Origin of the sequence: Arthrobacter sp. APC 3897 (assembly GCF_030407495.1) — a bacterium.
In the GTDB taxonomy this organism is placed as follows: domain Bacteria; phylum Actinomycetota; class Actinomycetes; order Actinomycetales; family Micrococcaceae; genus Arthrobacter_B.
Genome location: NZ_JASDDG010000003.1, coordinates 178,502 through 196,578 on the forward strand (window position 1 = coordinate 178,502; position 18,077 = coordinate 196,578).

An 18,077-nucleotide genomic window follows, 5' to 3' on the forward strand; every position below is an offset into this window, starting at 1 on the left:
ATCCCTCACATCAGTTCTTTGGTTCCGAAGCGGCGCACGTACAGCAGGACCAGGAACAGGATGGCCAGCATGAGCAGGAAGGACAGGGCGGACGCTCCCGGGTAGTCCACCACCCGGAAGAACCTCGAATCGATGACCTGCCCAATCATGGTGGTGTTCTGGTTGTTGCCCAGCAGGGCCGCATTCACATAGTCGCCGGTGGCCGGGATGAAGGTCAGCAGGGTGCCCGCCATGACCCCCGGGAAGGGACAGGGGAAAAGTGATCCGCCGGAACGTTTCCAGCGGACTGGCGTAGAGGTCTCCCCCGGCTTCGATCAGCCGCATGTCCATCCGTTCCAGGGAGGCATAGATGGGCAGTGCCATGAAGGGCAGGAAGTTGTAGGTCAGTCCGCAGATGACGGCGAAGGCCGTGGCCGTGAGACGTCCGTCGTCGGGCAGGAGGGAGACTGCGCGCAGGACTCCCACTACGGGGCCCTCGTCCGCGAGGATCTGTTTCCAGGCCTGGGTGCGCAGGATGAAGCTGGTGAAGAACGGCGCGATGATCAGCACCAGCAGGATGCCCTTGAGCAGCTTGTGTTCCCGCAGCCGCACCGCCACCAGATAGGCCATCGGGTAGCCGATGACGAGGGCGGCGACAGTGGCGATCAGCGCAAATCCGAAGGAGCGGACAATGGCCGGCCAGTAGTTCTGCAGCACCACCGCGTAGTTGCCGAATTCCAGGGCCGGAGCAAACTGGCCTACGTCAGCTCCCTCCGGTTTTACATAGAGGGAGGTTGCCAGCAGCGAAAACACCGGCAGGACGAAGAACAGCAGCATGAAGATGAAGCCCGGAAGGATCAGCAGGTAGCCTATCCGTCCGCGGCGCCGGCCGGCTGAGTCCTCCCCGCCGCCCGCGGTGCCTGCCCCGGTGTCTGTTCCGGCAGCTCCTGCTCCGACGGAGCGGCTGCCGGTGAGCAGCGCCATCAGAGTCCGTCCTCGCCCGCGCCGGCCAGACGGTCCTCGTCACCGCGCAGTCCAAAGGCGTGGTCGGCATCCCAGCTCAGGCTCACCCGGTCGCCGGGTGCGGCCAGTGCAGCTCCGCGGTTTTGGCTGAACACGCCCATGGTGCCGATCCCTTCAACCTCCACAAGGTACTCGGTGCTGGCACCGGAAAAGGAAGCGTCCAGGACGACGGCGCGCAGCGCAGCTTCTGTTCCTTCCGCACCCCCGGCGGGCAGCCTCCCGGGTGCTGCCGGCGGTACCGGCGGCGGTACGGCGGCCCCCGGCAGCATGCGCAGCTTTTCCGGCCTGATGCCGATCAGGACCCGCCCGGCGTGGTCCGTAGCCCGGTCGAGGCGGACCTGCAGGTGCTGGCCGCCGGCGTTGAGCTGCAGATATCCGCCGCTCTCCCCGGTGACGTCGGCCTGCATCAGATTGGATTTTCCGAGGAAGTTCGCCACAAAAGCGGTGCGGGGCAGCTCGTAGAGCTCCTGCGGGGCTCCCATCTGCTCCACGCGGCCGTTGTTCATCACGGCCACGGTGTCCGCCATGGTCATGGCTTCCTCCTGGTCGTGGGTGACGTGGACAAAGGTCAGGCCCACTTCGGTCTGGATCTTCTTCAACTCCGTCTGCATCTGGCGGCGCAGCTTCATATCCAGCGCACCCAGCGGTTCGTCCAGCAGCAGGACCGCGGGCCGGTTGACGACGGCACGCGCCAGCGCAACCCGCTGCTGCTGGCCGCCGGACAGCTGGGCGGGGCGCCGGTTGCCGAGATGACCGAGTTCCACCAGTTCCAGGGCCGCCTTGGCCTGGGCATCGGCGTCGCGCACTTTGCGCCGTTTAAGCCCAAAGCCCACGTTGTCCAGCACGCTCATGTGCGGGAAAAGCGCATAGTTCTGGAACACCGTGTTCACCGGCCGCCGGTGGGGCGTGGTGCCCGTAATGTCCCGGCCGCCGATGCTGATGGTTCCCGAGGTTGGCTGCTCCAAACCGGCGATCATCCGCAGCGTGGTGGTCTTGCCGCAGCCGGAAGGCCCCAGCAGCGCGAAGAAGGAGCCCGAGGGGATGACGAGGTCCAGCCCGTCGACGGCGGTGAAATCCGTGAAACGCTTGCTCAGCCGTGACAGGACCAGGTCCTGCCCGGAGGTTTCCCCGCGGGAGTCCGGCTCAGGCCGCAGATCGATGGCAGCCATCAGTTGCCGATCGCCGTCTGGAAGCGGTCCGACAGATCGGTTTCCTCGTCCGCGCTCAGGGTGCGCACCACGTGGGCCCGGGCCATGTACTCATCGGTGGGAAAAATCAGCGGATTATCGGACAGCTCCGGGTCAATTGCCTCCATCGCTTCACGCGCACCCTCAACCGGGCAAATGTAATTCACGTAGGCGGCCACGGTGGCCGCATTTTCCGGGTCCAGATAGTAGTTCATCAACTTCTCCGCATTGGCCTTGTGCGGGGAGCCTACGGGGATGGACATATTGTCCGACCACAGGGTTCCACCGGCTTCAGGCAGGGCGAACTCCCATTTGTTGCCCTCTTCGAAATTCAGCTGCGTGATGTCCCCGGACCAGCCAATGACCGCCAGGGCATCACCGGAGATGAGGTCCTCTTTGTAGGAGTTCCCCTTCACCTGCCGGATCTGGCCGTCGGCAATCTGCTTGGACAGCACATCAAGGGCGTTGTCGAAATCATCGGCGGTCCAGTTTCCCGTCACGTCCACACCGTTTTCCATCATGATCAGGCCCATGGTGTCGCGCATTTCGTCGAGGACCTCAACGCGTCCCTTCAGTTCGGGCTGCCAGAGGTCCGAGACACTCTTCAATCCTTTCGGGAACGCCTCCTTGTTCCAGGCGATGCCGGCGAAGCCCGTCTGCCAGGTCAGGGAATGCCTCCGTCCCGGATCAAAATCAACGTCCTGCAGTCCGGCCAGGAGATTGGCGGCATTGGGAATGTTGTCCAGGTTCAGTTCCTGGGTGTATCCCAGCCTGATCAGCCGGCTGGTCATCCAGTCGGTGACCGTGACAATGTCCGCGCCAATATCCTGTCCCGCTGCCAGCTGGCCCTGGATCTTTCCGAAGTACGTGTCATTTCCGTCCACATCCTCGGAATAGTTCACGTCAATTCCGGTGGCCCGGGTGAAGGCTTCCAGCGACGGATAGGTGCCGGTGGAGTCGTCATAGTCCAGGTAAAGGGTCCAGTTGGCCCAGTTCACGAGTTTCTCGGACTCGGACAGATCGGCGGCGGCCGTGGCAGCCGCCGCTGACTTTCCGGCCGTGCCGCCGCCGGTTCCGCAGGCAGCCAGCATGGACGCCAGTGTCAGCCCGCCGGCACCCACGAGCATCTTCCGGCGGGAGAGCTGGGCGTTGACGATGCTTCTGAGCATCGGATCGGTGATGGGGCGCTTTGCCATGGGCGTGCTCCTTGCTGAACATCTGCGGACGGGAGGATGTTGCGTTGATATTGTCAGAGCCGCACCGGGGCAAACAAGGTTTTTAGTTGTAAATCTTTTGTTACACAACGGTTTCCGAAAGAATCTCCCGATAAATATGAGTAATCCGTACTGAAAAACCTTGTTTCACCGTCCTTTACCCGCTTCAATGTGAACCAGGCGCGGTTCGGCCACAAACACCGTCGAACGAGAAAGGCACTGATGACTGGGGAAATTGCGGCGGCGCCGGGAATTGATGACGTCTCCAAGGCCATCATCGAACAGCTCCAGGAAGACGGCCGGCGGTCCTACGCCGCCATTGGCAAGGCTGTGGGACTGTCCGAAGCAGCAGTACGGCAGCGGGTCCAGAAACTGGCCGACGCCGGCATCATGCAGATTGTGGCGGTGACTGATCCGCTGCAGCTGGGTTTTCCGCGGCAGGCCATGCTGGGCATCAAGACCAGCGGCGATGTTGAACAGGCCGCAGATCTGATCGCCGGCATCGGCCAGGTGGATTACTGCGTGGTCACGGCCGGCTCGTTCGACATCTTCGCTGAAGTGGTCTGCGAAAGCGACCAGGATCTGATGAGCCTGGTGAATCTGGTGCGCAGCCTTCCCGGCGTCAGCGGAACCGAAACATTCATGTATCTCTCCCTGCGGAAGCAGGCCTACAACTGGGGCACACGATGACCGAAGCAGCAGTCCAAACCACCTCCACCACACCCCGCGGCACCGACCGCCAACAGGCCGCCCGGGACCATCTGTGGATGCACATGGCCCGTCATTCCGGGCCCGCGGCCGGCGGGCGGGTCCCCGTCATCACGCGCGGAAGCGGGCACCTGATTTACGATGACCGGGGTCATGAGCTCATTGACGGCCTGGCCGGGCTCTTCGCGGTGCAGGTGGGACACGGCAGGGAAGAACTGGCCGAGGCAGCCGCCAAGCAGTCCCGCGAGCTGGCCTTCATGCCGCTGTGGTCCTATGCCCATCCGCCGGCCATCGATCTGGCTGAACGCCTGGCGGAGGGAGCACCCGGGGACCTCAACCGGGTCTTCTTCACCACCGGCGGCGGCGAGGCGGTGGAATCGGCCTGGAAACTGGCCAAGCAGTACTTCAAGTTGACCGGCAAGCCGGGCAAAACCAAGGTCATTTCCCGCGCCGTCGCTTACCACGGCACGCCGCAGGGTGCCCTGTCCATCACGGGCATCCCCGACATGAAAGCACCGTTTGAGCCGCTGGTTCCCGGTGCGTTCCGGGTGCCGAACACCAACCAGTACCGCGCACCGGCAGGCCTGGAGGATCCGGAAGCCTTCGGCCGCTGGGCGGCGGACCGGATTGGCGAGGCCATCGAGTTCGAAGGTGCGGACACGGTAGCGGCGGTGTTCCTGGAACCCGTGCAGAACTCCGGCGGCTGCTTCCCTCCTCCCCCGGGCTATTTCCAGCGGGTCCGGGAAATCTGCGACGAGTACGACGTCCTGCTGGTGGCAGATGAAACCATCTGCGCCTTCGGACGGATCGGATCCATGTTCGCCAGCACCGATTTCGGCTTCCAGCCGGACATCATCACGTGCGCCAAAGGCCTGACCAGCGGTTATGCCCCCATCGGAGCGATGATTGCCACCGATCGGCTCTTTGAGCCGTTCAGCCGCGGCGACACAACGTTCTACCACGGTTACACCTTCGGCGGGCACCCGGTCTCCGCCGCCGTCGCCATGGCCAACCTGGACATTTTCGAGCGTGAAGGACTCAATGAGCGGGTCAAGACCAACGCGCCGGCGTTCCGCGCCACGCTGGAGAAGCTGCTGGACCTGCCCATCGTTGGCGACGTGCGCGGTGAGGGCTACTTCTACGGCATCGAACTGGTGAAGGACAAAACGACGAAGGAGACCTTCAGCGAAGAGGAATCCGAGCGTCTGCTGCGCGGCTACGTCTCCACCGCCCTGTACGACGCCGGCCTGTACTGCCGCGCCGATGACCGGGGAGACCCGGTAATCCAGCTCGCTCCCCCGCTGACCATGGGCCAGCGGGAGTTCGACCAGATGGAGTCCATTCTGCGGAGCGTCCTCACGGAGGGGTTGAACCACCTCTGACATGGCAGCTTCCAACGGGCCCGTCAACGGGCAGGTGTCCTTCTGGTACGCGGAAACCGGACTGCCGGTTCCCCGCCCTGCCCTGGACGGGAACGCGGAGGTGGATGTCGCCGTCGTCGGTGCCGGCTACTCCGGTTTGTGGAGCGCCTACTACCTCAAGAAGGCGCGCCCGGACCTGTCCGTGGTGGTGCTCGAATCCCGGTTTGCCGGGTTTGGTGCCTCCGGCCGCAACGGCGGCTGGCTGACCAATTCCATCACCGGCGGGCGCGGCCGGTACGTGAAATCGCACGGCCGCGCCGCGGTGGGCAGGTTCCAGGAGCTGTTGAACGCCACGGTGGACGAGGTCATTTCCGTCGCGGCCGCGGAGGGGATCGACGCCGGAATCGTCAAGGGCGGCGAGCTGAACGTGGCGCGCAACCCGGCGCAGCTTCAGCGGTTGCGGGCATGGGTCCGGGAGGAGGACCAGTGGCCGCAGTCCGGGGCCAGGCTCCTCGATGCGGCGGAAACCGCCGGCCGGGTGCGCATTGCCGGCGCACTGGGCGGGCTGCACCATCCGCACTGCGCCCGGATCCAGCCGGCACAGCTGGTGCGCGGGCTGGCCGCCGCCGTCGAGGCGCTGGGAGTGCCGGTGTATGAGCAGACGCCGGTGACCGAAATCCGGCCGGGACGGGCCGGAGTGCCGGCCGCCGCGGAGACCCCGCGGGGAACCGTGCGCGCCCGTTATGTGCTGCGGGCCACCGAGGGGTTCACCGCCAATCTGCCCGGCTCGCACCGTGAATGGCTGCCGATGAACTCCTCCATGATCGTCACGGAGCCGCTGGCGGAGCGCGTGTGGGAGGAGATCGGCTGGGCCGGGCGGGACACGGTGGCGGATATGGCCCATGCCTATATGTATGCCCAGCGCACTGCCGACGGGCGGATTGCGCTGGGCGGCCGCGGCGTCCCCTATCGTTTCGGGTCCCGCACCGACTCCGACGGCGCTACACAGCCTGCCACCATCGCCGGCCTCGCGTCCCTGCTGAGTGAGATGTTTCCGGCAGCAGCAGGAGCCCGAATCGACCATGCCTGGGCCGGAGTGCTCGGCGTTCCGCGGGATTGGAAAGCCACCGTGGGGCTGGATCCGGCCACCGGCGTCGGCTGGGCCGGCGGCTATGTGGGCACCGGCGTCACGGCGTCCAACCTTGCCGGCCGCACGCTGCGGGACCTCATTCTGGCGCCGGACAGCGAACTGACGAGGATGCCCTGGGTCAACCGGCGCGCCCGGAGCTGGGAACCCGAACCGCTGCGCTGGCTGGGCGTCAACACGATGTACCGGGCGTACCACGCTGCGGACCGCGCCGAAGGAAGCGGGCGGAGCACGACGTCGCCCATCGCCAAAGCCGCGGATCTGATCTCCGGGCGCTGACCCGACCCTGGTCAACCCGCATGGGCCTTGCCCTCGGAGGCATCCGCGGTTATCGTTTAGCGATATTGTCGATAAACGATAACCGGGGGTCCCATCGTGAAGCAGAACATTGGCACGCAGCGCAGCACGGCCGGCGGCAACGGAATCGTTTCCCGGAGTGACACCGCAACGGCAATGATTCTGGCTGCTGCCGGCGCCGTGGCCGCCACCGTCCTTTCGGTCCGGCGGATCGTCGGTTACTTCAGCGGTTCCACCACGCTGACCCTTCCACTGGCCACCGATGAGTTCGGCCCGGCAGATCTGTCCCTTGGTGCCAAGGCGAGCTACGCGTCGGTGGATGCAACGGTTCCGCAGGTTCCCGGCGCTGAAGCCGCCCTGCTGGCCTGGGGTGAAGCCCTGAACCAGGTGGCCGTGCTGGCTGTCCTGGGCCTGATGTTCCTGCTGGCCTTCCGGCTCAGGAGGAAAGTCTTGTTCACCGCCGGCTCGGCATGGGTCATCGGGGCGTGCGGCGTTGTCCTGGCACTGGCCGGCAGCGCCGGTCAGGTCATCGACACCATCGGGCGCACGCGTCTGGCGGACGTCATCGGAGTCAACGGGGACGCGGGGGCCGGGTATGTCCTCTTCGTGGGCAGCTTCAGCCTTGCACCCGCTGTGGCTGGCCTCGCGCTCGTGTTGGTGGCGGGCGCGTTCCAGTACGGCCGCCGGCTGCAGAAAGACACCGAGGGGCTGGTCTGAATGCCGGCCGAAGATGAAGACGGCATCCGCTGCAGGCTCGATGAACTGCTGGAGCAGCGCGGCTTGACCCTGACCGAGCTCAGCCGGCTGGTGGGGGTCAGCGTAGTGAACCTGTCAGTGCTGAAGAATGACCGGGCGCGGGCCATCAGGTTTTCCACCCTGTCCGCCGTTTGCCGGGCGCTGGAGTGCGAAGTGGGCGACCTGCTGGCAGTGCGTCGCGAAGGTTAGGCCTGCTGCTTGAGCTCAATTTCGATGAACGCGAATTCCGTGTCCGTCTTATTGATGACATTGTGCTCGGCTCCGGCCTCACGGGCGTAGGAGGCTCCGACCACGAGATCCTTGGTGACCTGCTCCTCTGCGGTCTCATAGCTCATGTGCCCGTCGATGGTGGGCACCACCACGTAGTCCAGTTCATGGCGGTGCCAGCCGGTCTGCGTTCCCGGAGGGAAACGCCACTCGGTTACCCGGATCCGGTCATTGTCAATCTGTACGGCAGCCACAGCCTGGCCGTAAACCGAGGTGGTCGAAGTCATGGGGAAAACCTACCGCATGACGGCGGTGCCGGAGCCACGGTTACGCTGGCGGGCAGGGAGCATCTGCGGGCGAATCGGGACAAAGCCGCCGGTTCCGGGCTACGTTTCTCAGGGTGTGGATCCGTGAACGCCGGGAAGGCGACGAAACAGACCTTATTGCCGGGCTTCGTGAAGTCCACCGCCGCGACCGGTATCCCCTGAGGCCCGGCAACGTGTCCTGGGCCTGGATTTGTGCTCCGTCCGGAGGCCCCGCCTGGGTCGCCGAAACAGCGGGACGGACTGTTGGGCACATTGCACTCACAACGCAGGGGCCGGCAGTCAGGGAAGGGGCTATGAGCCTCACGCGCTTCTTTGTCTGCGATGCAGCCCGGGGAACGGGAGCAGGCGGCACGCTGCTGTCCGCAGTTGAGGAGTATGCGGGGAAAGCCGGCCTTTCCCTTGTGCTCGATGTGCTGGACGGCAGCGATTCAGCCATCCGGCTCTACGAAAAGCACGGCTGGACCCGGTTCGACACCGTCCGGGCTGACTGGACCGGCCCGGACGGCAACCATCCCGTCCTGCATCTCTACGAGTTATAGGCATCAGCCCCGCGGCTTCGGTCCGGTCCCGGCAGAGGCGGGAACCTGATCACCCCGCCGGGAGAACCCGCAGCCGGTGCAGCAGCACCGCCACGTGCAGCGAGGTGCGGGATTCCGGATCATCCAGGGACACACCCAGCCGGGTCTGCAGCCGCTCCAACCGGGCGTAGAGGGTGGGCCGGCTCAGGAAGCCGCTGCGGGCCAGCGCTGTCTTGTTGCCTCCGCATTCAAGGAAACGCTGCAGCAGCGCCAGGTCCTCCCCTGCCCCGTCCCCGAGGATGCCGGACAGCTCAGCGTCCGCAAAGGACACCGCCCGCGGATCCTCGCGCAGCAGCGCGAGCAGCCCGCGCAGCCGGACATCCGTGGACCGGTAAAACCGTTTGCCGCCGCCGGACAGTGTTCCTGCCGTCTGCGCCACATGGGCCGCCTCATCCAGTCCGGCGGCAGCTTCCGCCAGGGAGGAGCGGGCACGGCCAACCCCCGCAGTCCAGATCAGCGGTTCCGCCGCTGCGGCAGACCGTTCGGCCAGCACCCCGCAGATGCGTTCCAGCACGCTGTCCTCCAGCAACCGGGCCGGCAGGGCCAGCAGCACCGCCACCTGGCCGGTCTGCAGAGCTGCGGCCAGCGCAGTATTCCGGGTGGAGGAAACCACGCTGTCCAGCAGCTCGAGCAACGCGCGTTCCTTCCGCTGCATGGACATCGGATCAGCTCCGGCACCGGCGTCCAAATGCAGCACCAGCGGCAGATAGGCCGGCGAGGGCTTCAGCCCCAGCGCCTCCGCCCGTGTTTGGGCTTCAGTTTCCCCGGGCACCCGCGGCGAGCGCAGTTCGTGGATGAGCCCTGCCTGGGCCTGCTGCGCCAGTCCGGCCTGGTCCCGCTCCGTCAGCAGGTTTATCGCCAGCGCCTGGCCTGCCCGTTCCAGCACCATGGAGGCCTCGGCAACAGCTTCGGGCGAGGCCGGGGCCTGCGGAATCACCAGCCGGCCCCACTGCCGACTGCCCAGATCCACCGGCGCCTGCAGCCAGGTTCCACCCGGCGCCTGTCCGCTTCCCTCCGACGGCGGCGCCTGTCCGCTTTCCGCTGGCGGCGCCTTGGCCTCCCTGATCTCGGGGCCGGTCCGGTGGACTGCACGCGAGCGGCGCTGCCAGTTCCCCAGCAGGTCCTGCGGCGGCACCGGCCCCGGCGCGAAGGCCACCACCAGATGCGAACCGTCTTCCAGCACCACCGGCGCAGCCACCAGCTGGGCGGCCTGGTCCACAATCTCCTGCACTCCGGCACTTTGCAGGCTCAGCAGAGTGAACACTTCATGGACTTCCCGCGCCCGGGCAACCTGTTCAAACTGCCGGGCCACGATGCGCCGGTGCACCACCTCGGTGACCTCCACGAACCGGATCTGCCGGTGCAGCCGGATCACCGGCAAGCGGGCACCCTCAGCAGCGGCGGCGAGGGCCGCGGCATCCGCCCGCCGATCACCGGAGAGCTCAACCATCACCGCCGCCGCTCCGGCTGCCTCCAGCCCGGCCAGATAGTCCGCCGCATCCCCGGCCGAATCCCCGAAAGCCAGTCCGGTGGTGAGCACCAGCTCTCCTCCTTCCAGCAGGTCAGCCAGGTTCCGCAGCTCCGCAACGTGCACCCAGCGCACCGGGCAGTCCAGGAATCCGGCTCCGGCAAGCACCTCGGGTGCTCCGGCCCGCACCACGTCCAGCTCCAGCACGGCCGCAACGGTCAGCATCATGCCGCGAGTCTAGCCGTCCCATCCGGCGTCGGCCTTACAAACCGTAAAGAAGTCTGCACATTTCCTAACACGCTGCCAATGGTGCCCGGGGGTGGCTCCCGGCAGGATGGTGCCACTTACGTTTCCCGCATTCCATCCACAGGAGCAGGCATGCAAACCACAAAGCACTGGATCAACGGCACCTTCACGGGGCCGGCCGGCACCCGGCTGGCCGACGTCACCAACCCGGCCACCGGGAAGGTCACCTCCCAGGTGGCGCTGGCTTCGGCAGAGACGGTCAACGAGGCCGTCGCAGCCGCCAAAGCAGCCTTTCCCGGCTGGCGTGACACGTCACTGGCGCGCCGGGTCCAGATCCTTTTTACCTTCCGTGAGCTGCTGAACGCCCGCAAACCGGAGCTGGCCGCCATCATCACCGCCGAACACGGCAAGGTGCTCGACGATGCCCTCGGCGAAATCAGCCGCGGCCAGGAAGTGGTGGAATTCGCCTGCGGCATTCCGCATCTGATCAAGGGCGGCTACACGGAAAATGCCTCCACCAACGTGGACGTGCACTCAGTGCGGCAGCCGGTGGGTCCGGCCGCCATCATCAGTCCGTTCAACTTCCCGGCCATGGTGCCCATGTGGTTCTTCCCCGTCGCCATCGCGGCCGGCAACACCGTTGTCGTCAAGCCCAGCGAAAAGGACCCGACGGCGGCAAACTGGATGGCGGAACTGTGGAAGGAAGCGGGCCTGCCGGACGGCGTCTTCAACGTGGTCCACGGTGACAAGGAAGCGGTGGACACTCTGCTGCACCACCCGGACATCAAGTCCGTCTCCTTTGTCGGCTCCACCCCCATTGCGCAGTACGTCTACCGTGAAGCCACGGCCGCCGGCAAGCGTGTCCAGGCCCTGGGCGGCGCCAAGAACCACATGATTGTCCTGCCGGACGCTGACCTGGACCTGGCAGCGGACGCCGCCGTCAATGCCGGCTTCGGCTCCGCCGGCGAGCGCTGCATGGCTATCTCCGCGCTGGTGGCCGTTGAACCCATTGCCGACGAGCTGGTGGCCAAAATCGCCGAACGCACCCGCACGCTGCGCATCGGCGACGGCCTGCGCGGCGCAGATATGGGGCCGCTGGTGACCGCTGCCCACCGCGACAAAGTGGCCGGCTACATCGATGCAGGTGCTGCCGCCGGCGCCGCCGTGGTGGTGGACGGCCGGGACGTGGCGCCCGACGCCGAGGGCGAGGGATTCTTCCTTGGCCCCACCCTGTTCGACCACGTCACCCCGGACATGTCCATCTACACCGATGAGATCTTCGGACCCGTGCTCTCCGTCATTCGGGCGGACAGCTACGACGATGCCCTGGCCCTGATCAACGCCAACCCGTACGGCAACGGCACCGCGATCTTCACGAACGACGGCGGCGCCGCCCGGCGCTTCGAGAACGAGGTAGAGGTGGGAATGGTCGGGATCAATGTGCCGATCCCGGTTCCCATGGCCTACTACTCCTTCGGCGGCTGGAAGAACTCACTCTTCGGCGACTCGCACGCACACGGCACCGAGGGCGTGCATTTCTTCACCCGTGGCAAAGTGGTCACCACCCGCTGGCTGGACCCCAGCCACGGAGGGCTGAACCTCGGCTTCCCGCAGAACGCCTAAGACCCAGGAGGAACACCGATCATGAACACCACCACCGAATCCGCAGTAACCGAAGCCGAACTCGCCGCAGGCCGCCGCGCCTATGAGCTGGACCGCAAACACGTTTTCCACTCCTGGTCCGCTCAAAAGCAGATCAAACCCATGACCGTCACCCGCGCAGAGGGCTCCTATGTGTGGGACGGCGAGGGCCGGAAACTGCTGGACTTCTCCTCCCAGCTGGTCAACACCAACATTGGCCACCAGCATCCCAAGGTGGTGGCCGCCATCCAGGAGCAGGCCGGCAAGCTCTGCACCATTGCTCCGCAGTACGTCAACGACGCACGCTCGGAAGCGGCCCGGCTGGTGTCGGAACTGACACCGGGGAATCTGGACACGGTGTTCTTCACCAACGGCGGTGCCGACGCCGTTGAACACGCCGTCCGCATGGCCCGCCTGCACACCGGACGGTACAAGGTCCTCTCCGCCTACCGCTCCTATCACGGCGGCACGGCACTGGCGGTCAACGTCACCGGTGACCCCCGAAGGATTCCCAACGACTACGGCACGGCGGGCACCGTCCATTTCCACGCTCCGTTCCTCTACCGCTCCCAGTTCCACGCCACCACGGAGGAAGAGGAATGCCGGCGCGCACTGGACCATCTGGAACAGATCATCCAGCTGGAAGGGCCGTCCGCCTTTGCCGCAGTGGTGCTGGAGTCCATCCCCGGCACCGCCGGAATCATGGTGCCGCCGCCCGGATACCTGGCCGGTGTCCGGGAGCTGACCCGCCGCTACGGCATCATGTTCATCGCCGATGAAGTGATGGCCGGCTTCGGGCGCTCAGGCAAGTGGTTTGCCGTGGAACACGGCGGGGACGTCATGCCGGACCTGCTTACGTTCGCCAAGGGCATCAACTCGGGCTACGTACCGCTGGGCGGTGTAGCCATCTCGGATGAAATTGCCGCCACCTTTGCGGACCGGGCCTACCCCGGCGGCCTGACGTACTCCGGGCATCCGCTGGCGTGTGCCGCGGCCGTGGCCACCATCGGCGCCATGCGGGAAGAAGGCATGGTGGAAAACGCCGCACGCCTGGGCGACACCGTCTTTGGCCCCGGGCTGGCGGACCTTGCAGCCAAGCACCCCAGCGTGGGTGAGGTCCGCGGCACAGGTGCTTTCTGGGCCGTTGAACTGGTCAAAAACCCGGAGACCCGGGAGCCGCTGGCACCCTACGGCGCCTCCAGCCCGGAAATGAACACCCTGATCGCGGCCTGCAAGGACCGCGGGCTGCTGCCGTTCGCCAACTTCAACCGCATCCACGTGGTTCCGCCGCTGAATGTCACCGATGATCAGGCCCGGACGGGACTGGGCATCCTCGACGATGTCCTGGGCATCGCGGACTCCTTCGTGACCGCGTAGAGCCATGGCCACCGTTTACGAACAGGCTGAACGGCAGTTTCCGCCGGCCGCCGTCGCCGGCTCGCTGGCAGCGGCGGCATCCGGTTCCTACTGGCTGGATGACCCGGACCGCCCCGGGGCCCTGCCCGCGCTGAGCGGGCACCTGGACGCGGACCTCGCCGTCGTCGGCGGCGGTTACACGGGGCTGTGGACAGCATTGCTGGCCAAGGAACGTGATCCCGCCCGAAGCGTGGTGCTGCTGGAGGGATCCCGGGTGGGCTGGGCGGCGTCCGGACGCAACGGCGGGTTCTGCGAAGCGTCCCTGACCCACGGGGACGCCAATGGACGCGCCCACCTGCCCGGCGAGGCCGAACAGCTGGAACGCCTGGGCCGGGAAAATCTGCGCGAAATCGCTGCCGCCGTGGAACGCTATGGCATCGACTGCGGCTTTGAATGGACCGGAACCCTGTCCGTGGCCACTGAAGAACACCAGGTGCAGTGGCTGGCCGAGGAAGCCGGAACAGATCCGGACCTGGTGTTCCTGGACCGCGAAGCAGTCCGGAAGGAAGTTGATTCCCCGCTGTATCTGGCCGGGCTCTGGGACCGGAAAAGCACTGCCATGCTCAATCCCGCCCGGCTGGTGTGGGGGCTGCGGCGCGCCTGCCTGGCCGCCGGCGTCGAAATCCGTGAACACACCCCGGTGCGCGGCATTGAGAACCTCGGCAGCAGGGTCCGTCTCACGGCCGACGGCGGCACCGTCACCGCCGGCCGAGTTGCCCTGGCCACCAATGTGTTCCCGTCCCTGCTCAAACGGACCCGGCTGCACACGGTTCCGGTCTATGACTACGTGCTCATGACCGAGCCGCTCACGGACGGCCAGCTTGCCGCCGTCGGCTGGCACAACCGCCAGGGTCTGGCCGATCTGAACAACCGGTTCCACTACTACCGGCTCACCACCGACGCGCAGGGACGGTCCCGGATCCTTTTCGGCGGTTATGACGCGGTCTACCATTTCGGCCGCTCGCTGAAGGCCGGACATGACGTGCGCCGTGCAAGCTTTGAGCGGCTGGCAGCCCATTTCCGTGCCACCTTTCCGCAGCTGGAAGACGTGTCCTTCAGCCATGCGTGGGGCGGCGCGATTGACACCTGCAGCCGGTTCTTCCCCTTCTTCGATACCGCGCACGGCGGAAAGACCGCGTACTGTGCAGGTTTCACCGGCCTGGGCGTGGGAGCCACCCGGTTCGGCGCAGAGGTGCTCCTGGACCTGCTCTCCGGCGAGGACACCGAACGCACCCGGCTGAAGATGGTCCGCAGGAAACCCCTGCCGTTCCCCCCGGAACCAGCGGCATGGCTGGGCATTAAAATAACGACGGCGGCCATGGTCCGCGCGGACCGGCGGCAGGGCCGGCGGGGACCGTGGCTCAAGGCACTGGACAGCATCGGAATGGGATTTGATTCATGAGTACAACAACCGGACCGGCGTTTGACGGCCATCAGTTCATCAACGGTGCCTACCGGCAGGGCGGCGGTGAAGAGGCCAAACGGATCAATCCCGCCACCGGTGAGATCGCCGAGACCCTGCGGTACGCGGACCCGCGGGACGTCGACAACGCCGTTGCCGCGGCCAGGGCTGCCTTCGCCGGGTGGTCCCGGAGAACTCCTGCGGACCGCTCCGCGGCGCTGCTGCGCCTCGCGGCTGAGCTGGAGGCCAGAGCCGGAGAACTAGCCGCCCTGGAAACCGCCCAGACCGGAAAGTCCATCCGAATGTCCACGCAGTTCGATGTTCCGGGAACCGTGGACAACGTCTCCTTCTTCGCCGGTGCCGCCCGCCAGCTGCACGGGCTGGCCGCAGGCGAGTACGGTGCCGGCGGAACCTCCATGATCCGGCGTGAACCGATCGGCGTGATCGGCTCCATCGCCCCCTGGAATTATCCCCTGCAGATGGCCGGCTGGAAGATCCTGCCCGCCGTGGCAGCCGGCAACACCATTGTGCTCAAACCCAGTGAACTGACCCCGGGAACATCCCTGCTGTTTGCCGAAGCGGCGGCCGCCGCCGGAATCCCCGACGGCGTGATCAACGTGGTCACCGGTGCCGGGCAGGTGGCGGGAGAAGCACTGGTGACCCATCCGGACGTGGCCATGACCTCCTTCACCGGATCCACCGCCGTCGGGCGCCGGATCATGGCACTGGCGGCCCGCACCGCCAAGCGGGTCCACCTTGAGCTGGGAGGCAAGGCGCCCTTTGTGGTGTTTGATGACGCCGACGTCGAGGCCGCTGCACACGGTGCCGTGGCAGGTTCCATCATCAACGGCGGCCAGGACTGCACGGCAGCCACCCGCGCCTACATCCAGCGGCCCCTGTTCGAGGACTTCACAGCCCGGGTGGCCGAGCTGATGGATGCCGTGGTGGTGGGCGATCCCGCCGATCCGGACACGGACCTGGGCTCGCTGATCAGCCATGCCCACCGCGACAAGGTGGCCGGATTCGTTGCACGCGCCCGCGCCGCCGGGGCCACGGTCCGGGCCGGCGGCAGCGCTCCGGGCGGAGACCTGGCCGCCGGGGCGTTCTACCGGCCCACCCTGGTCACCGGCGCGGCGCAGGACTCCGAAATTGTGCAGGATGAGGTCTTCGGTCCGGTGCTCACCGCCCTGCCCTTCGATTCCGACGACGACGGCATCCGCCTCGCCAACGACACCGCCTACGGGCTGGCAGCCTCCGCCTGGACCCGGGACCTGTCCCGGTCCCTGCGTGCCGGCGAGGAGATTGCCGCCGGCTGCGTCTGGATCAACGACCACATCCCGATCGTCTCCGAAATGCCGCACGGAGGGTACAAAGCCTCCGGTTTCGGCAAGGACATGTCCGTGTACTCCTTCGAGGATTACACCAACGTTAAGCACGTGATGATGGGCCGGGATGCAGCCGCCCACAAGGACTGGCAGGACACGGTCTTCCGCTCCCGCTGAGTACCGCCGGATTCCGCGCGATTTCTCCGGTCACTGTGACGCTTGGCATACTTGGACGGGCCTTCGGGCCGCGACCGCGATACGTAACCAGAGTGAACGGCTAACAAAACGATGACTGACCAGACGTACAAACTGATCGCCATGGCGATTTATATGCTCGCCATGCTGGCGATCGGCTGGTGGGCCTACCGGCGCACTACCGACCTCGATGACTACATGCTTGCCGGCCGTGACCTGAAGCCCGGAGTGGCCGCCCTCAGCGCCGGTGCCTCGGACATGTCCGGCTGGCTGCTGATGGGTTTGCCCGGTGCCATTTACGTCTCGGGCCTGGTGGAGGGCTGGATCGCCGTCGGCCTCACCGCCGGCGCCTGGCTGAACTGGAAGTTCGTGGCTCCGCGCCTGCGTTCCTACACCCAGGTGTCCAACAACTCGATCACGGTGCCCAGCTTCCTGGAGAACCGGCTCAAGGACCGGTCCCGGGTACTGCGCGTGGTGTCCGGAGTGATCATCCTGGTGTTCTTCACGTTCTACGTTTCCTCCGGCATGGTGGCCGGCGGCGTCTTCTTTGAAAGCTCCTTCGGCTCCACCTACCTGACGGGCATGCTGATTGTTGCCGGCGTGACCATCGCCTACACGCTCTTCGGCGGCTTCCTGGCCGCCAGCTACACCGACGTGGTGCAGGGCCTGATGATGCTTCTGGCACTCATTGTCGTTCCGCTTGTAGGCCTGGGCCAGGTGGGCGGCTTCGGCGGCATGACCGAATCCCTCCGCGAGATCAACCCCGACATGCTGGACCCGATCGCCGGGGGCACCGCCGTCGGCATCATTTCCGCCCTCGCCTGGGGCCTGGGCTACTTTGGCCAGCCCCACATCATTGTCCGTTTCATGGCGCTGCGCTCCTCCAGGGACGCCGTTGCCGGCCGCCGGATAGGCGTGGGCTGGATGCTGCTGACCGTCATTGGCGCCCTCATGACCGCGCTTATCGGTGCTGCCTACTTCCAGCAGAACAACCTCAGCATCAGCGATCCCGAGGCTGTTTTCCTGGAGCTCTCGCAGATCTTCTTCCATCCGCTGGTGGCAGGCTTTGTCCTCGCTGCGGTACTGGCCGCGATCATGAGCACGATCTCCTCGCAGCTGATCGTCACCTCCTCCGCCCTGGTGGAGGATCTCTACAAGATCGTGCTCAAGCGCGACGCCTCCCCTAAGTCCATGGTGATGCTCGGACGGCTGGCCGTGCTGGCGGTCTCAGTCATTTCCATCCTGATTGCGCTGGACCGAAACGCGTCCATCCTGGACCTGGTGGGCTTTGCCTGGGCCGGATTCGGTGCCGCTTTCGGTCCCACCATCCTGCTGGCGCTGTTCTGGCGCAAGCTCACCACGGCCGGAGCCCTGACCGGCATGATCGCCGGTGCAGCCGTTGCCTTCCTGTGGGGAACCTTGGCCATGCCGGGCGTCCTGGGCGACGTCTACGAAATCATTCCCGGCTTCCTCATCAACCTGCTGCTGGCCGTCATCGTCAGCCGCGTGACGTTCAAGCCCTCAGCTGAGATCGACGCCGAATTCGACGACGCCGTGCGAATTTCCAAGGCCGGCGCCGCACCGGAAGCGACCGTGCCCGC

General features: G+C 66.0%; 15 protein-coding genes and 1 pseudogene. 11 read left to right on the forward strand and 5 right to left on the reverse strand.

From position 1 onward, the window contains the following. Positions 1 to 5: 5 nt before the first annotated feature. From QMA10_RS03115 to QMA10_RS03125, 3 genes and pseudogenes are all read right to left on the reverse strand, one after another. Positions 6 to 963, reverse strand: a pseudogene (locus QMA10_RS03115) (ABC transporter permease). Then, positions 963 to 2,171 carry an ABC transporter ATP-binding protein gene (locus QMA10_RS03120; RefSeq protein ID WP_290166066.1) on the reverse strand — a complete coding sequence of 403 codons (1,209 nt, stop codon included), beginning with the start codon at positions 2,169 to 2,171 and terminating at the stop codon, positions 963 to 965. The pseudogene QMA10_RS03115 and the gene QMA10_RS03120 overlap by 1 nt, the downstream one beginning before the upstream one ends. Further along, entirely contained in the window at positions 2,171 to 3,385 is a 1,215-nt protein-coding gene (locus QMA10_RS03125) for a spermidine/putrescine ABC transporter substrate-binding protein (protein WP_290166068.1), read from the reverse strand. Before QMA10_RS03125 ends, QMA10_RS03120 begins: the two co-directional genes overlap by 1 nt. A gap of 240 nt (positions 3,386 to 3,625) precedes the next feature. Between QMA10_RS03125 and QMA10_RS03130 the strand changes: the two genes are divergently transcribed. The 5 genes from QMA10_RS03130 (at position 3,626) to QMA10_RS03150 (ending at position 7,861) form a co-directional block, all read left to right on the forward strand. Next, positions 3,626 to 4,093, forward strand: coding sequence for an Lrp/AsnC family transcriptional regulator (locus QMA10_RS03130; protein WP_290166070.1), 468 nt, complete (start codon positions 3,626 to 3,628; stop codon positions 4,091 to 4,093). After that, complete coding sequence (locus QMA10_RS03135; protein ID WP_290166071.1) at positions 4,090 to 5,493, forward strand: aspartate aminotransferase family protein; 1,404 nt, start codon at positions 4,090 to 4,092, stop codon at positions 5,491 to 5,493. Before QMA10_RS03130 ends, QMA10_RS03135 begins: the two co-directional genes overlap by 4 nt. A gap of 1 nt (position 5,494) precedes the next feature. Continuing rightward, the gene (locus tag QMA10_RS03140; RefSeq protein WP_290166073.1) at positions 5,495 to 6,898 is read left to right on the forward strand and encodes an FAD-binding oxidoreductase; all 1,404 of its coding nucleotides are present in this window, start codon (positions 5,495 to 5,497) and stop codon (positions 6,896 to 6,898) included. A gap of 96 nt (positions 6,899 to 6,994) precedes the next feature. After that, on the forward strand, positions 6,995 to 7,633 hold the full coding sequence (locus QMA10_RS03145) for a hypothetical protein (protein WP_290166075.1): 639 nt from the start codon (positions 6,995 to 6,997) through the stop codon (positions 7,631 to 7,633). After that, positions 7,634 to 7,861 carry a helix-turn-helix domain-containing protein gene (locus tag QMA10_RS03150; RefSeq protein ID WP_290166077.1) on the forward strand — a complete coding sequence of 76 codons (228 nt, stop codon included), beginning with the start codon at positions 7,634 to 7,636 and terminating at the stop codon, positions 7,859 to 7,861. Here the strand turns inward: QMA10_RS03150 and QMA10_RS03155 are convergent. Then, on the reverse strand, positions 7,858 to 8,166 hold the full coding sequence (locus tag QMA10_RS03155; RefSeq protein WP_290166079.1) for a cupin domain-containing protein: 309 nt from the start codon (positions 8,164 to 8,166) through the stop codon (positions 7,858 to 7,860). The two genes, QMA10_RS03150 and QMA10_RS03155, sit on opposite strands and share 4 nt — an antisense overlap. A 212-nt stretch (positions 8,167 to 8,378) precedes the next feature. Here QMA10_RS03155 and QMA10_RS03160 point away from each other — a divergent pair, with 212 nt between their 5' ends. Next, complete coding sequence (locus tag QMA10_RS03160; RefSeq protein WP_290166125.1) at positions 8,379 to 8,744, forward strand: GNAT family N-acetyltransferase; 366 nt, start codon at positions 8,379 to 8,381, stop codon at positions 8,742 to 8,744. Between the two features lie 49 nt (positions 8,745 to 8,793). On the opposite strand, the gene QMA10_RS03165 is transcribed toward QMA10_RS03160, so the two are convergent. Further along, positions 8,794 to 10,479, reverse strand: coding sequence for a PucR family transcriptional regulator ligand-binding domain-containing protein (locus QMA10_RS03165; RefSeq protein WP_290166081.1), 1,686 nt, complete (start codon positions 10,477 to 10,479; stop codon positions 8,794 to 8,796). A gap of 150 nt (positions 10,480 to 10,629) precedes the next feature. Between QMA10_RS03165 and QMA10_RS03170 the strand changes: the two genes are divergently transcribed. From QMA10_RS03170 to putP, 5 genes are all read left to right on the forward strand, one after another. Further along, on the forward strand, positions 10,630 to 12,120 hold the full coding sequence (locus QMA10_RS03170; protein ID WP_290166083.1) for a CoA-acylating methylmalonate-semialdehyde dehydrogenase: 1,491 nt from the start codon (positions 10,630 to 10,632) through the stop codon (positions 12,118 to 12,120). Positions 12,121 to 12,141: 21 nt separating this feature from the next. Further along, positions 12,142 to 13,515 (forward strand): aspartate aminotransferase family protein, encoded by a 1,374-nt coding sequence (locus tag QMA10_RS03175; protein WP_290166085.1) that lies wholly within the window; start codon positions 12,142 to 12,144, stop codon positions 13,513 to 13,515. 4 nt (positions 13,516 to 13,519) lie between these two features. Further along, positions 13,520 to 14,956 carry an FAD-dependent oxidoreductase gene (locus tag QMA10_RS03180; protein WP_290166087.1) on the forward strand — a complete coding sequence of 479 codons (1,437 nt, stop codon included), beginning with the start codon at positions 13,520 to 13,522 and terminating at the stop codon, positions 14,954 to 14,956. After that, the gene (locus QMA10_RS03185; RefSeq protein WP_290166089.1) at positions 14,953 to 16,458 is read left to right on the forward strand and encodes a gamma-aminobutyraldehyde dehydrogenase; all 1,506 of its coding nucleotides are present in this window, start codon (positions 14,953 to 14,955) and stop codon (positions 16,456 to 16,458) included. Before QMA10_RS03180 ends, QMA10_RS03185 begins: the two co-directional genes overlap by 4 nt. Positions 16,459 to 16,569: 111 nt before the next feature. Then, the coding region (putP, locus tag QMA10_RS03190) for a sodium/proline symporter PutP (RefSeq protein ID WP_290166091.1) at positions 16,570 to 18,077 on the forward strand (1,508 nt) is incomplete at its 3' end.

What these genes read in the sequence shown, in the direction of transcription:
- QMA10_RS03120 (WP_290166066.1), bottom strand. Translation starts at nt 2,171, where the DNA reads ATGGCTGCCATCGATCTGCGGCCTGAGCCGGACTCCCGCGGGGAAACC.
- QMA10_RS03125 (WP_290166068.1), bottom strand. Translation starts at nt 3,385, where the DNA reads ATGGCAAAGCGCCCCATCACCGATCCGATGCTCAGAAGCATCGTCAAC.
- QMA10_RS03130 (WP_290166070.1), top strand. Translation starts at nt 3,626, where the DNA reads ATGACTGGGGAAATTGCGGCGGCGCCGGGAATTGATGACGTCTCCAAG.
- QMA10_RS03135 (WP_290166071.1), top strand. Translation starts at nt 4,090, where the DNA reads ATGACCGAAGCAGCAGTCCAAACCACCTCCACCACACCCCGCGGCACC.
- QMA10_RS03140 (WP_290166073.1), top strand. Translation starts at nt 5,495, where the DNA reads ATGGCAGCTTCCAACGGGCCCGTCAACGGGCAGGTGTCCTTCTGGTAC.
- QMA10_RS03150 (WP_290166077.1), top strand. Translation starts at nt 7,634, where the DNA reads ATGCCGGCCGAAGATGAAGACGGCATCCGCTGCAGGCTCGATGAACTG.
- QMA10_RS03155 (WP_290166079.1), bottom strand. Translation starts at nt 8,166, where the DNA reads ATGACTTCGACCACCTCGGTTTACGGCCAGGCTGTGGCTGCCGTACAG.
- QMA10_RS03165 (WP_290166081.1), bottom strand. Translation starts at nt 10,479, where the DNA reads ATGATGCTGACCGTTGCGGCCGTGCTGGAGCTGGACGTGGTGCGGGCC.
- QMA10_RS03170 (WP_290166083.1), top strand. Translation starts at nt 10,630, where the DNA reads ATGCAAACCACAAAGCACTGGATCAACGGCACCTTCACGGGGCCGGCC.
- QMA10_RS03175 (WP_290166085.1), top strand. Translation starts at nt 12,142, where the DNA reads ATGAACACCACCACCGAATCCGCAGTAACCGAAGCCGAACTCGCCGCA.
- QMA10_RS03180 (WP_290166087.1), top strand. Translation starts at nt 13,520, where the DNA reads ATGGCCACCGTTTACGAACAGGCTGAACGGCAGTTTCCGCCGGCCGCC.
- QMA10_RS03185 (WP_290166089.1), top strand. Translation starts at nt 14,953, where the DNA reads ATGAGTACAACAACCGGACCGGCGTTTGACGGCCATCAGTTCATCAAC.